Genomic DNA, 13,338 nt, shown 5'->3' with positions numbered 1-13,338 from the left:
CCCATCATGCCGCGCCGGTCCCGTCGAGCACGGCAGGCGTGATGTTCTGGTTCAGGTGGAAGACGTTGCCCGGGTCGTACGTCGTCTTGAGCGCGGTCAGGCGGTCCAGCTTCGCGGGCGGGAAGGCACGCTGGATCGGGTCGCCGTTGAGCGTGTTCAGGTACGCACCGCTCGCGTACGGCGCCAGCGTCGCGGCGTACTCGCGCAACGTGCCGATCCACGTCTCGTCCTCCGCCGGGTCCTCCCAGCGCATCGCGGTCACCAGCTCGAACAGCGTGTCGCGATGGCTGAACGCAGCCGCCTCGTCCGGTACGTCCGCGATCGCGCCACCGTACGCCTGCAGGCTCGCGCCGACGCCCGGGTTGCGTAGCAGTGCTAGCAGCGCCTCGTCCGGCAGCGACTTGAAGTAGTGCCCCTTCCAGTACCGCCGGAAGCGGTGCCCCTGCACGTTGTCGTCGCGCGTCTGCAGCTTCAGGTACGTGGTCTCCTCGACGACCTCGCCCGTGACCGTTCCGAGTGCGCGGAAAGCCGGCAGCAGGTCGTACCCACCGTCGCCGACCCAGATGTACCCGAGTGTGACGGTGTCGCCGGAGATGTACGCAGTGAAGGTCGCCTCCCGCGGCGCGTCGGCGTTCAGTTCCCGCCAGCCCCGCAGCGCATCGAAAGCGCCGTCCGCGGCGTACGTGACCTCGACTATCAGCGCTCGCGTCCCGATCTCGTGCAGCTGGAACTCGAACGAGGTGACGACCCCGAAGTTCCCGCCGCCGCCCCGCAGGCCCCAGAACAGCTCGGCGTTCTCGTCCGCGCTCGCCCGCACCACGGAACCGTCCGCGGTCACGACCTCGTACGAGATGACGTTGTCGCACGCCAGCCCGAAGCGCCGCGCCAGCCAACCCATCCCGCCGCCGAGCGTCAGCCCGCCGACGCCGGTGTGCGAGACGTTCCCGGCCGTGGTCGCCAGGCCATGTTCCTGCGCAGCCTTGTCCAGCTCGCCGAGCATCGCGCCGCCCTGCACCCAGGCGCGCCGCGCGACCGGATCCACCCGGACCGCGTTCATCGGCGTCAGGTCGATCATCAGCCCGCCCTCCGGTACCGCGTGCCCGGCGATGCTGTGCCCGCCGCAGCGGACCGCGATCTCCAGGTCGTGCTCCTGGCCGTAGCGGATCGCGTCCACCACCTCCGCGGTGGTCGAGCACCGTGCGACCGCGGCCGGGCGCCGGTCGATCATCGCGTTCCAGACGGTGCGGGCCTCGTCGTAGCCGGCGTCGCCGGTCCGCAGCAGTTCGGTCATCGTGGTCAACTCCCTGGTGGATCGGTGTGGCTTATGAGCCTGACAGCGCAGCGGTCCGTCGATAAGGTCCAGTTCCGTGAGCCGAATGAGGACCAGTTCCGGAACCGGCGAGCTCCTGGTCGAGCTGCACCGTGAGAACGGTGTGCCGTTGCACCAGCAGCTCGAGAGCGGCATCCGGACCCGGATCCGGGCCGGACTGCTGCGCGCCGAGACCGTGATGCCGTCGACGCGGGCGCTCGCGCAGGACCTCGGCCTGTCCCGCGGCGTGGTCGTCGAGGCGTACCAGCAACTCGTCGCCGAGGGCTACCTGATCAGCCGCGGCGGCGGGTACACACAGGTGGCCGACATCACCGTGGTCGAGCCGACGGCCGCTCCGAAGACACCGACCGGTCCGCCCCGGATCGACTTCCGCTACAGCCGTCCGGACGTGTCCCAGTTCCCGCGCGCCGCCTGGCTCCGATCGGTACGCCGGGTGCTGAACGAGACGCCGTACCGCAGCCTGGCCTACATCGATGGTCGCGGGACGATCGAGCTGCGGACCGCGCTGTCGGACTACCTCAACCGGGTTCGCGGTACGGCAGCGCGGCCGGAGAACATGTTGATCTGCAACGGGTTCGCGCAAGGCTCGCGGCTCTTGCTGCAGGTGCTGGCGGCGCAGGGGCGCCGGTGTCTTGCGGTGGAGGATCCGTCCGACAACGACCTGCGCGATGTTGCGAAAGCGGCCGGGCTGCAGGTGGTCGGCGTACCGATGCTCGACAGCGGGATCGACGTGGGCGCCTTGGAGCGTTCCGGCGCTGACGTCGTACTCGTCACTGCTGCACACCAGTTCCCGACGGGCGCGGTGGCTTCGGCGGAGACGCGAGCAGCGCTAGCGGCGTGGGGCGGGCTGGTGATCGAGGACGACTACGACGCGGAGTACCGGTACGACCGGGAGCCGATCGGCGCGCTGCAGGGGCTGGCGCCGGATCGGGTCGCGTACGCCGGGACCGCGTCGAAGACGCTGGCGCCGGGGCTGCGGCTGGGGTGGCTGGTCCTGCCGCCGTCGCTGGTCGAGCCGATGGCGGAGGCGAAGCTGATGGACGATCGCGGGTCGCCGGTGTTCGACCAGTTGGCCTTCGCGGACTTCGTGGCGCGCGGCGAGTTCGACCGGCACCTGCGGCGGATGCGGCCGCGGTACCGGACGCTGCGGGACACGCTCGTCGAGCGGCTCGCGGCGCGGCTGCCGGAGCTGAAGCCGGTCGGGGTGTCGGCCGGCCTGCATGTGCTGACGTGGCTGCCGCCGGATCTCGCGGAGAACGAGCTGCGGGCGGCGGCGCTGGAGCGTGGGCTCGGGGTGTACGGGCTGGCGCCGTACTGGGTCGGCGGGAACGGGCCGGCCGGGCTGGTGTTCGGCTACGGATCACTGAGCCGCGCGGAAGTTGTCGAGGGCATCGATCTGCTCGCGGACGTGGTGGCGGCGATCCGCTCCTAGTGAATAACTATCCATTCGATTGCAATTCGATCCGGCTGGTTCTACGCTTGGCGGAATGATCGCCGCAGCGCAGATGGACTCGTTGATGAACCAGGGCTGGCCTGCCGCACACAGCACCGAGCTGGACGGCTGGCTGGTCCGCCACAACGCCGGCGTCACCCTGCGAGCCAACTCGGTGCTGCCGAAGAGCGCGCCGTTCGATCTCAGCAAAGCCTTGGAATACGTGGAAAATCTGTACGCGGCGCAGGACATTGCGCCGTCGTTCCAGATCAGCTCCGCGGTGCAACCGAGCGACCTGGACACGTACCTGGAAGCGCATGGGTACGCCGTGCGCAACCCGACGCTGGTGCAGTGCGCCGCGACCACCGACGTACTGGCGAAGCTGCCGGCGGCCGACGTTGAGGTGAATATTTCCAGCACGCCGTCCGAGAGCTGGATGGATTGCTGGTGGAATGTCGACGGTCGCGGCGGCATCGAGACGCGCGCTGCTGCGGCGCAGATCCTGGCCCGCGGGAAGGCGCTCTACGCGACCGTCCCGGACGGCCTGCAGGCGAAGGCGATCGGCCGGCTCGCGCTCGTCGACGACACGGCAGGGCTGTACTGCCTCGCCGTCGACGAACGCTTCCGCCGCCAGGGCCTCGGCTCCGCGATCATCCGCGGTTTGTTGCAGGCGGCAACGACCGAGTGGGTCTGGCTGAGCGTCCTGGAGAGTAACGAGCCGGCCCGCAGGCTGTACGACCACCTCGGCTTCCAGACCGTCTCGCGCTACCACTACCGCGTCAAAGCGTGACCTTCTGTCAAAGCGTGACCTTCTGCAGGTGATCGAGGACGATCAGCTCGGCGCCGGTCTTCTCCACCGATGCCCGGAGCGGAGCGAGATCGGTCCACGGGACACCAGGGTCGTCGAGCGGCTTGTCGAAGTCGTCCCAGTGCGTGGCGATCACCTTCCGTACCGGCTTGATCGTCTGCAACAGGCGGTCGGTGATGCCCGGCTCGCCGCCCGGCGCCGCGAACACCACGTCGACCTGCAGATCGCGGAGCGCGTTCGGGTCGAAGTTCGCCGTACTCAGGCTGAGGATCCGCAGGCCGCCGATCGTGATCACGAACGCGAGCGTGCCGCCCTCGACCAGGTCCTCGATCACCCGGGGCCGCGGCGGCACTTCGTACCGGTAACCCGGGTATGCGTACGCGTGCCGCTTGCCGCTGCAGGAGTGCAGCGACGGGAACACCTCGATCGTGAAGCCGTCGAACGGCAGGTACTCGCCGCCGCGGACCGGTGAGAGCACCTCGTTCGGCGTCTTCATCGCGCGCAGCAGGTTCGCGTGCGTCTCGGTGCAGAGGACGGTCGCCTGCGTCTTCTTCGCGACGTACGGGACGTCGGTCATGTGGTCGTAGTGTCCGTGGTGGACCAGGATCGCGTCGGCGGTGCTCAGGTGCTTGTCGATCACCTCTGGCTTGATCACGAGCTTGGTTTTCGGGTCGGCGCCCTCAGGGGTGAACGTCCCGGTCTTGAAGCGGGTCAGCCACGGGTCGGTCAGGACGACGCTCTTCCCACAGCGGAGCTGCCACGCGTGCGTACCGAACCACGTCAGCTCCACCGGCTCCCGGACCGCCCGGCCCTCGCCCCTGCCTGCTCCGCCCGATCTAGCCGCTCCGCCTGCTCCGCCTGCTCCGCCTGCTCCGCCCGATCCAGCCGCTCCGCCTGCTCCGCCTGACCCGGCCGCTCCGCCTGCTCCGCCCGACCTGGCTGTGCCGGCTGATTGCGTGATTGCTGCGTCGCTCTGCCCCTCGAGTCCGATCGCTCCGACCACACCCGCGGCGCCGGCCGCCGCCGCGCCCGCCAGCATCCCTCTCCGACTCACCTTCACGCTGTCTCCTCTGCTCGACTGGACCCCCAGTCAAGGTGAGCCGCCGACCGCCTGTCGAATATGCTCTCGGGCATGAGCCGATTGTCTAGAGATATCACCGCAGGTCAGCCGGGTCCATGCTGACCGAACGGCATCTGCAGATTTTCGTAGCCCTCGCCGAGGAGCAGCACTTCGGCGACGCGGCGCGGATCGTCGGCATCACCCAGCCGCCGCTCTCCCAGGGCCTGCGCCGACTCGAAGCGCTGGTCGGCGCCAAGCTCTTCGAACGCGGTGCCGGCGGCGTCGAGCTGACGCCGGCCGGCGTCGCCCTGCTCCCGTACGCGCGCCGCGCCCTGACCTCGATCGAGGAACTCCACCAGGCGGCAGTCGAGCGCGACCCGGAAGGCCCGGAGATCCGCATCGGCCTGGCGCCGGAGGTCCCACCATCGGCCGGTGCTGCGGTGGCCGCCGCCTCCGGCGAGGTGCTTGCGGGCAGTCGGGTCTCCGTCGTGACCGCGCCGACGAGCTCGCTGGTCAATCAGGTCAGTACGGGACGTCTGACCCTCGCCGTCGTCGCGCATCCCACCGTGCTCGACGGGTTGGAGGCGGGCCCGGTCGCTCTGCTCCCGACGTGGGTCCTGTTGCCAGCGGGTGTTGCGGATGCCGACGTGGTCCGGTTGCGGCAGTTGGGCGGTCTGCCGATCGCCGTACGCCCACGAACCGAGGCACCGGCGGCGCGCGACCTCTTCCTCGACACGCTCGCACTGCACCGACCCACGGGCGGGACGGTCGTGGTGACCGACGAACGCGCGGGCTTGGCGATGGCTGCCGCAGGGCAGGCGGCGATGGTGACCGCGGATCCGCTGCTCGCCGCGCCCGGCGTCACGCGCCATCGGCTGGCCGACGATCCGCTGCCATTACGCCTGCGGCTCGTCTGGTCGAGGACACGGACGCCGTTCCTCCGCCCGAACGACGTGATGGCACAGCTCACGGAAGCGCTCGCCTCGTGAACGCCCGGATCCGTACGGTGTTCGAAGATGCCGGCGTCCGCGGCTGGCTGCATGCGGTGGCGCTGGACGAGCCGGAGTCGACCGTCCAGGTGGACGGCGACGGGATCGTGCCGCTCGCGTCGGTCTACAAGCTCCCGCTACTGGCTGGGTTCTGCCGACTGGTCGATCTCGGTGAGCTCGACCCGCGGCAGCAGCTCACGCTCGACCCGTCCGCGCGGACCGCCGGGCCGACCGGGCTGTCGGCGTTCGCGGACCCGGTGACGGCGTCGTTGCGGGACCTCGCGCTGTCGATGATGACGGTCTCCGACAATGCGTCCGCGGACGCGCTGCTGGATCTCGTCGGGCTGCGGCGGCTGGCCGGGATGCTCACGGAGTTCGGTCTGCAGCGGACGTGGGTACGTCGCGGGACCGCGGGCAATCTGACCGATCTCCAAAGACGTACCGGAACGAACGACCCGGACGCGGCACTCGCCGTCCTCGCGGACAACGACCGGACCGATCCGGCTGGGGTCTACGAGGCGGCGAACGCGTCGGCGAGCACCGCTAGGGACATGACGTCGCTGCTGCGCCGGTTGTGGGCGGGGGAGTTGCTGTCGCCCGGGCAGACCGAGTTCGTGAAGGCGACGATGCATCGGCAGGTGTTCCTGCACCGGCTGGCGTCCGGATTCCCGTACGACGAGGTACGGGTCGCGGGGAAGACCGGGACGTTCGGCGCGCTGCGGCACGAGGTCGGCGTGATCACGCTGCCCGGCGGATCGGCGTACGCGATCGCGGTCTTCACGCTCGCGGCCCGCGGCGACGTCCGCCAGCCCCGCGTCGACACCGCCATCGGCGAAGCCGCCCGCCTCGCCGTCGACACACTTCGCTAGCACTGCTCGCCTGACGAGCCCTGCTAGCCAGACGAGCACCGCTAGCCAGACGAGCACCGCTAGCCCGACGAGCGCCGCTAGCCAGACGAGCACTGCTACCCCGACGAGCACTGCTAGCCCCACGAGCGCCGCTAGCCCGACTAGCCCTGCTAGCTCGAGCGTCAGACGATTGCGTACGCCTCGATTTCCATCAGGGCGTCCGGGACGGCCAGGGCGGCGATCTGCAGCGCCGTACTGGCGGGCTTCGGTCCGGGGATGTACTTGTCGCGGACCGTACGGATCGCCGGCAGGTAGCCGACGTCGGTGAGGAAGAACGTCAGCTTCACGACGTTCTCGAAGGTGGCGCCGACCGTCGCGAGGCAGCGTTCGAGGTTCGCGAAGACCTGCTCGGCCTGCGCGCCAGGGTCACCGACCCCGATCAGCTTGCCGTCGAGGTCCAGTGCGAGCTGTCCCGAGACCGCGACCCACTGGCCGGTTCCGGTCACCACATGGCTGTAGCCGTTGCCGGGGGCAACGCCCTGGACCTGCGGATACTCCAGTCGAGTCACCTGTTCCTCCGTTTCGGGTAGGGCCCTATCCGATCACACCGAGGGTTGAGAAACCGGTTTCCATCGCGAGAGGATACGGGCGTGGGCCGGACACCGAAGGACACGATCACGATCGCCGACGTCGCGCGGGCGGCGGAGGTGTCGCGGGCGACCGTGTCCCGGGTGATGAACGGCCGTCTCAGTGTCGCACCCGAGATTGTCGCGCGAGTGCGTGCCGCGGCCGAGCAGCTCAACTACCGGCCGAACGACCTGGCGCGAAGCCTGTCGCTGGGCCGGACGAACATGGTCGCCCTGGTCGTCCCGGACCTCGGCAACCCGTTGTTCCAGCAGATCCTCCGCGGCATCACGAACGCGTCGGCTGCAGCCGGCTACAAGGTCCTGGTCGCCGAGACCGACGAGGACCCGGAGGCCGAGGCGGCGATCGCGAGCGAGGCGCGACGGCGCTGCGACGCGCTGATCATGGTCTCGCCACGGATCGACGAGGAACGGCTGCTCGAACTGCTGCCCGAGGTGCAGCCGGTGATCCTCGTCAACCGGCAAGGGCCTCCCGAGGTCCCGTCGGTGGTCGTCGACTACGGCCGCGCCGTACGGATCGTCGTCGACCACCTGGTCGGCCTCGGGCATCGGCGGCTCGCGTTCTTGTCGGGTCCCGCGGCGAGTTCGTCGAACAGGCTGCGGTTGGAGGCGCTTGAGGTCGCTGAGCGGGAGATCCCGGGGCTGGACCTCGTCCGGCTGGAGTGTGGCCGGTCGATCGAGGACGGGTACGCCGCCGTGGAACGGGTGCTCGAGGCGCAGGTGACCGCGGTCGTCGCGTTCAACGATCTGGTCGCGTTCGGGTTGCTGGCGCGGCTCAACGAGGTCGGCGTCGCCGTACCGGCCGATCTGTCGGTCACCGGGATGGACGACATCGGGCTGGCGCGGTTCGCCGTACCGTCGCTGACGACCGTGCGGGTGCCGCAAAAGGACCTGGGGGAGTTGGCGTGGCAGCGGTTGCTCGCGTCGATCGGCGGTGCTGCGGACGGGGCGGACGGCGTACCGGAATTGCGGCTGGCGGTGCGGGCGAGTACCGGTCCGGTGCCGCAGGAGCCGCGGCCAGTGACAGGGGACGACCGGATCGGGTGGCAGCAGCAGGGCGACATCTTCGAGCTCGGCAGTTCGGCAGGGCTGCTCGCGCGGTACGAGTTCGGCCGGCGGATGCCGCAGGTGCACGCCCCACGGCCGTACCTGCATCCCGTACGGACCCTCGGCGGGCATCGCTTGACCGAGGCCAGCCCAGTCGATCATCGGCATCATTACGGCGTCTCGCTCGCGATCCCGCAGGTCAACGGCACCTCGCACTGGGGTGCGCGGACGTACATCCGCGGCCAAGGCCCGACCCTGCTGCGGAACCACGGTCAGCAACGCAGCCGCGGCGTCACGATCGACGACCGCGAGCTGACCGACGACATCACCTGGTACGACGAGCAGGGCCGGCCGCAACTGGTCGAGCGCCGGCGCCTCACCAGTGCCCTGGCCTTCGGCGGCTGGCGGCTCGATTGGCGCAGTGTGCTGACGGCCCGCTACGGCCCGATCCAGATCGACAGCCCCGCAACGTCGGGGCGCGAAGGGGCGGCGTACGGGGGGATCTTCTGGCGACTGCCTGTTGCCGCGACCACCGTACTGAGCGCTGACGGTGACGGGCTGGATGCGGCGTTCGGGTCGTCCAGCCCGTGGCTCGCTTTCGTCCAGGGCGAGGTCAGCCTGTTACTGGTGCAGCCGGAGCGGGTTTGGCCGTGGTTCTTGCGGACGGAGGCGTACGTCGGAGCGTGTCCGGCGCTGGCGTGGGACGAACCGTTGGTGCTGCCACCGAACCAGGAGCTGTCGCTGTCCTTGACCGCAGTACTGCTCGATCGGGCGCTGGACGCGGACGAGGCTAAAACGCTGGCAGGCCAGTTGTAGGCGAGGATGCGAGCGCCGACTGCCATCTTCTTGGCACTCGACCGGCCAGACGGGCGTTCCGCCCCGCGGAGACGGCGTCGCGCATCGCGGCGGCCATCAGCGCGGGCTTCTCGGCGCGCGTCACCGGGGTCGCGAGCATCACCGCATCGCAGCCGAGCTCCATCGCCAGCGCGGCATCACTAGCCGTACCGATGCCGGCATCGACGATCACCGGGACCTTCGCAGCCTCGGCGATCAGCGCGAGGTTGTGCGGGTTCCGGATGCCGAGCGCCGAACCGATGGGTGCGGCCAACGGCATCACCGCCGCGCACCCCGCCTGCTCCAGCCGGCGGGCCAGGATCGGGTCGTCGTTCGTGTACGGCAGCACAGTGAAACCGTCCGCCACCAAGGCATCCACGGCATCCAGCAGCTCGATCGGGTCGGGCAGGAGAAGGTGGTCGTCGGCAACGACCTCGACCTTGATCAGGTCGGTCTCCAGCGCCTCGCGGGCGAGCTTGGCGGTCAGTACGGCCTCGGCGGCGGTGTGGCAGCCGGCCGTGTTGGGCAGTACGTCGATGCTGTGCTTCTTGAGTACGTCCAGGACCGAGCCCTCGTGCCCGGTGCCGAGGCGGCGCATCGCGACCGTGGTGAGTTGGGTGCCGGAGGCAATCAATGCCTCCTCCAGCACCTCAAGGTTGGCCGAACCGCCGGTCCCCATGATGAGACGGGAATTGTAGGTGCGCCCGCCGAGCTCCAGTGGATCGTCCATCTTCAGCCTCCCTGCGTCGCGCTGACGATCTCGACCCGGTCGCCCGGACGCACCGTGGTCTGCGCCCATTCGGACTTGGTCAGCACGTTCTGGTTCACCGCGACTGCGATCCCGGTGGTGCGGTCGGAATACTCCGAGATCAGCTCGGCCACCGACTTGCCGGCCGGCACGTCGACCGCCGCACCGTTCACCCACACGGACTCCATCAGGGCCTCCTCCCTACGCCGGAATTACCCGATTCAGGTTCAGCGGTCGGTGACGGCGAGTCACCCTCTCAGCCCACTCCCTGCGAGCTCCCGCGGACACCTCGACTCTAGCTCACGCCTCCGTCCCACACGAGCTCACGTCGTGCAGCTGGACAGGACGTGTACGTCTACTACGTCCGCTCGCACGCCTGGCGGCGGTCCGATCGGAGGCTCACTGGGCGATACGTCCTGTCGAGCTGTCCGTTGGCTCAGGCGCCGGCGCCGGTGAGGAGGTCGGCGAGTTCGGTGGGGCGGTAGAGGACCTGTTTGCCGGTGCGTTCGGATTCCACCAGGCCCGTGCGACGGAGCAGCTGGAGGTGCTGGCTGACCGCGGACGGCGTGACCTTCAGCTCACCGGCCAGATCCGTCGTCGTACGAGGATGGGTGAGCAGCTCGAGGATGCGCGCCCGCGGCGTACCGATCAACTGCGCCAGATCGTGCCGCGACGGCGGCGCAACCACCGACCACAAGTGCGCCTGCCCGCGCGGCGGGTAGCCGAGCAGCGGATCTGCACCGGGATCGAACGGGATCACGGCATGCGGTCCGAAGAGGGTCGGCTGCAGTACGAGCCCACGCCCATTGATCTCCTCAGTACGACTCAGCGCCGCGACACGATCGACCTTGAGCCGCCCGTCCGCGAAGCTGATCGCGGGCCCGAGTCCGTTCAGCATCGCTCCGGTCCCTTGCTGCGTGAGGACATGGCCGCGATAGCTGATGTCGGCGGAGAGCAGGGTGCGCATGCGGTTCCAGTACGGCGCCATCATGGTCTGCCAGTACTCGTTGAGGGCCTCGATGATCTTGTCGATGCTCAGGTCGTCCGGGAGTTCGCCGTTCACCGCGACGAGTTGGTTGCGGAAGGTGGTGCTGTCGACCTGCGCGATCAGGTCGAGCTCATCGGACAGCTGGGTGAGTGGCGACGTGGGCCGCGGCGTCAGGAAGTCCGGGCTGCCCATGGTGTCGTTGACGAGCCAGCGCAGTACGTCCCAGTCGAGGCCGGCGACCTGCGGCTGAACGGCCCGTACCCACCCGAGCTGCAACGGGAAGCGCCCAGGATCGCGAAGCGCCCGCAACGACAGCACCATCTCCGATACCGGCGAGACCGCGAACCGGACATCGGCAAGATCCTGCGAATTCAGGACGTACGTGAGCACCGAACTTAGGCTAGCTGGATGACCGTCGCCGTTTGGTGCATTGTCGCGAACGTCGCCGAGGAACGCCCGTACGGACCCGGTGGCGTTGAGACCCGTCGCGGCCTGAAGATCTTCTCGGCAGGCGCGAAGCTCTACGTCCCCGACGGCTTCGGCGGCATGGGTTGGGAGACCGTCGAGGTGGTCGGACGCGGTCGCGGATCCGCCCGGTACGTGGCCGCGAAGGTCCAGACCCACCAACTGACCAACTGGCGCGTCAAGGCGGTCTACAGCCCCGCAGCCCTCCACCAGATCGAACGAGTCCGAGCCGGCCGCGCCGGCTTCTGGCTCCCCACCACCCTCACCGACCTAACGAGCCAGGACTACCACGACGCCCTCCTCGAAGTCGCCGCTTCTCTGGCAACCCGAACTGTCGGCGGCTAATGGGAGAGTCTCCTGCACGAACAGGGAGGCACCATGGCGTTCCGCACAATGACCGACGACGAAATAGCCGAATTCCTCGCACGCCCCTTGGTGGCGGTCCTAGCGATCGACGACCCCGGCCGGGCGCCACACGTCACGCCAGTCTGGTTCCATCACCTACCCGGCAAGTTCCAGGTGATGACCCCGGCCAAGTCCAAAAAGACCCGCCTACACCGAACCGGCTCCGGCCAGCTATCCCTCTCCGTCCAAACCGCCGACGGCCCCACCGCCCGCTACGTCAACATGCAAGGTGTGGCCGAACTGCTGCCCCTCGACGACGCCTTGCTCCACGTGATGGTCACCAAATACCTCCCCGAAGAGGCCCGCGCCGCGTACCTGGCCAACCCACCAGAGGACGCAATGTTCAACATCACCCCCCAACACGTCACCACCGGCGTCATCGGCTGACACTTCGGCGGGCTGCCTCGTCGTACCGGGTATGGCTGAGCTGAATGGTGACTTCGTCGTGGACCCGCACCGGACCCGGATCGGCTTCATCGCCGCCCACCGAGGCGGCGCCAAGGTTCGCGGGCACTTCAAAGACTTCGAAGGCACCGCGCACCTCGACGCCAACCCATCCGAGTCGACCGCCCGCCTAACAGTCCAGCCAGCCAGCATCGAAACCGGCAACCACCGCCGAGACGCCCAACTGGCCAAGGACTTCCTCGGCGCCACGACGTACCCGGCGATCACGTTCGTGACGACAAAGGTCATCGAGGTGGCCAAGCAACGCCACGACGTAACAGGCGACCTGACGATCCGCGGTACGACGTGCTCGCTGACCGTACCGTTCGAGCTGGCCGCCGCGGGTGACGACCTCCGCTTCACCGCGTCCCTCACGATCGACCGCCACGCGTGGAACGCCAACTGGAACGCCTTCACGACCGCGTTGGTACGCGCAGACGTTCAACTCGACCTGGACATCCTCGCCACCCGCCACCACTGAGCCGCGGTCTACTCGCAGGCGATCCCGTCGTGATCGGCATCAAGCCGATAGATGTCGGAACCAGTCACCCGAATCGGACCCTGCACGTACTCCGGCCCGTTCCCACTCCCACCCGAGCAATCAACATCACTAGCGATCGGCACACACCCGCTGTAGTTCGGATCGCACCCACGGCCCGAAGCCGGCTCATCAACCTTCGTCCCAACGACGGTGATCTGCGTACGAGGCTCCTTGGCCACCTCCTGCTTGACCAGCTTCTTCGCCGTCTGAGCCCCATTCACGTACGTCACCCGATACGTAAGCCGCCGAGTCCCGTTCACCCCCGAGGTCCGCACCGACTTCTCACCCTTCGCCACCGAGTCATCCGTCACCGTCTTCTTCTTGAACGGAATCACCCGGAACTCCACAACTTCCCTCACCGACGGCCGCGGCGTCGGCTTCCGAGAGGTCCGAGGTGTCACCGCCGGCGTACCACCCGCCTCCGCCGGAGTCACACTCCCACCCGCACTCGGAGTAGTACCCGGATCAACCGTCGCGACCGAACTCGGCACAGCAGTGGTCTGCGAGCTGATCGGCGCGGCCGGCTCCCCAACAGCCGACGTACCCGAATCCGCCCCACACCCCCCAGCCGCCACAACCAGCGCAACCGACCCCAGCGCAACACGAAACAACACCACGATGTATCCCCCCAACCCGCCGTCGGTTCCCCCCGCGGCAGGATTGTCAGCGCCCGGACCACCCGGGCGAATTCCGATCTGTACCACCACGCCCCGTAACCACGCAACCCCTCACCCCGCCCCCCACCAAGCAAACCC

General features: G+C 68.7%; 15 protein-coding genes and 1 riboswitch. Of the genes, 8 read left to right on the top strand and 7 right to left on the bottom strand.

From position 1 onward, the window contains the following. Positions 1–4 precede the first annotated feature (4 nt). Complete coding sequence (locus ACGFI6_RS30320) at positions 5–1,291, bottom strand: FAD-binding oxidoreductase (RefSeq protein ID WP_393124525.1); 1,287 nt, start codon at positions 1,289–1,291, stop codon at positions 5–7. An 85-nt stretch (positions 1,292–1,376) separates the two neighbouring features. Here ACGFI6_RS30320 and ACGFI6_RS30315 point away from each other — a divergent pair, with 85 nt between their 5' ends. After that, positions 1,377–2,762, top strand: coding sequence for a PLP-dependent aminotransferase family protein (locus tag ACGFI6_RS30315; protein WP_393124524.1), 1,386 nt, complete (start codon positions 1,377–1,379; stop codon positions 2,760–2,762). 55 nt (positions 2,763–2,817) lie between these two features. Then, positions 2,818–3,552 carry a GNAT family N-acetyltransferase gene (locus ACGFI6_RS30310; protein WP_393124522.1) on the top strand — a complete coding sequence of 245 codons (735 nt, stop codon included), beginning with the start codon at positions 2,818–2,820 and terminating at the stop codon, positions 3,550–3,552. A gap of 7 nt (positions 3,553–3,559) precedes the next feature. Here ACGFI6_RS30310 and ACGFI6_RS30305 read toward each other — a convergent pair whose 3' ends face one another. Next, on the bottom strand, positions 3,560–4,360 hold the full coding sequence (locus ACGFI6_RS30305) for an MBL fold metallo-hydrolase (protein WP_393124520.1): 801 nt from the start codon (positions 4,358–4,360) through the stop codon (positions 3,560–3,562). A gap of 386 nt (positions 4,361–4,746) precedes the next feature. On the opposite strand from ACGFI6_RS30305, the gene ACGFI6_RS30300 reads away from it, so the two are divergent. Both ACGFI6_RS30300 and ACGFI6_RS30295 read left to right on the top strand, forming a co-directional pair. After that, the gene (locus ACGFI6_RS30300; protein ID WP_393124518.1) at positions 4,747–5,619 is read left to right on the top strand and encodes a LysR family transcriptional regulator; all 873 of its coding nucleotides are present in this window, start codon (positions 4,747–4,749) and stop codon (positions 5,617–5,619) included. Then, positions 5,616–6,488, top strand: a complete 873-nt coding sequence (locus ACGFI6_RS30295) for a serine hydrolase (RefSeq protein WP_393124516.1) — start codon at positions 5,616–5,618, stop codon at positions 6,486–6,488. Before ACGFI6_RS30300 ends, ACGFI6_RS30295 begins: the two co-directional genes overlap by 4 nt. Positions 6,489–6,649: 161 nt before the next feature. On the opposite strand, the gene ACGFI6_RS30290 is transcribed toward ACGFI6_RS30295, so the two are convergent. Next, complete coding sequence (locus ACGFI6_RS30290; protein ID WP_393124514.1) at positions 6,650–7,036, bottom strand: RidA family protein; 387 nt, start codon at positions 7,034–7,036, stop codon at positions 6,650–6,652. A gap of 81 nt (positions 7,037–7,117) precedes the next feature. Between ACGFI6_RS30290 and ACGFI6_RS30285 the strand changes: the two genes are divergently transcribed. Next, positions 7,118–8,974, top strand: coding sequence for a DUF6807 family protein (locus ACGFI6_RS30285; RefSeq protein ID WP_393124512.1), 1,857 nt, complete (start codon positions 7,118–7,120; stop codon positions 8,972–8,974). On the opposite strand, the gene ACGFI6_RS30280 is transcribed toward ACGFI6_RS30285, so the two are convergent. The 3 genes from ACGFI6_RS30280 to ACGFI6_RS30270 all read right to left on the bottom strand — a co-directional run bounded on the left by ACGFI6_RS30280 (position 8,949) and on the right by ACGFI6_RS30270 (position 11,118). Beyond that, a complete protein-coding gene (locus ACGFI6_RS30280) occupies positions 8,949–9,722 on the bottom strand; it encodes a thiazole synthase (RefSeq protein ID WP_393124510.1) in 774 nt (257 codons plus the stop codon). The two genes, ACGFI6_RS30285 and ACGFI6_RS30280, sit on opposite strands and share 26 nt — an antisense overlap. Positions 9,723–9,724: 2 nt before the next feature. Then, the gene (thiS, locus tag ACGFI6_RS30275; protein WP_393124508.1) at positions 9,725–9,928 is read right to left on the bottom strand and encodes a sulfur carrier protein ThiS; all 204 of its coding nucleotides are present in this window, start codon (positions 9,926–9,928) and stop codon (positions 9,725–9,727) included. Beyond that, positions 9,922–10,032: riboswitch (TPP riboswitch) on the bottom strand. (Overlaps the previous gene by 7 nt.) Before the next feature lie 144 nt (positions 10,033–10,176). Continuing rightward, the gene (locus tag ACGFI6_RS30270) at positions 10,177–11,118 is read right to left on the bottom strand and encodes a DUF5937 family protein (protein ID WP_393124506.1); all 942 of its coding nucleotides are present in this window, start codon (positions 11,116–11,118) and stop codon (positions 10,177–10,179) included. 18 nt (positions 11,119–11,136) lie between these two features. Here ACGFI6_RS30270 and ACGFI6_RS30265 point away from each other — a divergent pair, with 18 nt between their 5' ends. From ACGFI6_RS30265 to ACGFI6_RS30255, 3 genes are read left to right on the top strand one after another with little or no spacing between them, the layout of a single operon-like run. Then, complete coding sequence (locus ACGFI6_RS30265) at positions 11,137–11,538, top strand: hypothetical protein (RefSeq protein ID WP_393124504.1); 402 nt, start codon at positions 11,137–11,139, stop codon at positions 11,536–11,538. Positions 11,539–11,571: 33 nt separating this feature from the next. Beyond that, positions 11,572–11,985 (top strand): pyridoxamine 5'-phosphate oxidase family protein, encoded by a 414-nt coding sequence (locus ACGFI6_RS30260; RefSeq protein ID WP_393124502.1) that lies wholly within the window; start codon positions 11,572–11,574, stop codon positions 11,983–11,985. Between the two features lie 31 nt (positions 11,986–12,016). After that, complete coding sequence (locus ACGFI6_RS30255) at positions 12,017–12,523, top strand: YceI family protein (protein ID WP_393124500.1); 507 nt, start codon at positions 12,017–12,019, stop codon at positions 12,521–12,523. Between the two features lie 8 nt (positions 12,524–12,531). Here the strand turns inward: ACGFI6_RS30255 and ACGFI6_RS30250 are convergent, their stop codons facing one another. Next, positions 12,532–12,930, bottom strand: coding sequence for a G5 domain-containing protein (locus tag ACGFI6_RS30250; protein ID WP_393124499.1), 399 nt, complete (start codon positions 12,928–12,930; stop codon positions 12,532–12,534). Positions 12,931–13,338 lie beyond the last annotated feature (408 nt).

The organism is Kribbella sp. NPDC048928 (genome assembly GCF_043197975.1).
GTDB lineage: Bacteria > Actinomycetota > Actinomycetes > Propionibacteriales > Kribbellaceae > Kribbella.
Note: the sequence above shows the minus strand (reverse complement) of the source record. Positions and strands in the feature narration are given on the sequence as shown.

Coding starts and splice junctions, on each gene's coding strand:
- ACGFI6_RS30320 (WP_393124525.1), bottom strand. CDS start 1,291: ATGACCGAACTGCTGCGGACCGGCGACGCCGGCTACGACGAGGCCCGC.
- ACGFI6_RS30315 (WP_393124524.1), top strand. CDS start 1,377: ATGAGGACCAGTTCCGGAACCGGCGAGCTCCTGGTCGAGCTGCACCGT.
- ACGFI6_RS30310 (WP_393124522.1), top strand. CDS start 2,818: ATGATCGCCGCAGCGCAGATGGACTCGTTGATGAACCAGGGCTGGCCT.
- ACGFI6_RS30300 (WP_393124518.1), top strand. CDS start 4,747: ATGCTGACCGAACGGCATCTGCAGATTTTCGTAGCCCTCGCCGAGGAG.
- ACGFI6_RS30280 (WP_393124510.1), bottom strand. CDS start 9,722: ATGGACGATCCACTGGAGCTCGGCGGGCGCACCTACAATTCCCGTCTC.
- thiS (WP_393124508.1), bottom strand. CDS start 9,928: ATGGAGTCCGTGTGGGTGAACGGTGCGGCGGTCGACGTGCCGGCCGGC.
- ACGFI6_RS30265 (WP_393124504.1), top strand. CDS start 11,137: ATGACCGTCGCCGTTTGGTGCATTGTCGCGAACGTCGCCGAGGAACGC.
- ACGFI6_RS30260 (WP_393124502.1), top strand. CDS start 11,572: ATGGCGTTCCGCACAATGACCGACGACGAAATAGCCGAATTCCTCGCA.
- ACGFI6_RS30255 (WP_393124500.1), top strand. CDS start 12,017: ATGGCTGAGCTGAATGGTGACTTCGTCGTGGACCCGCACCGGACCCGG.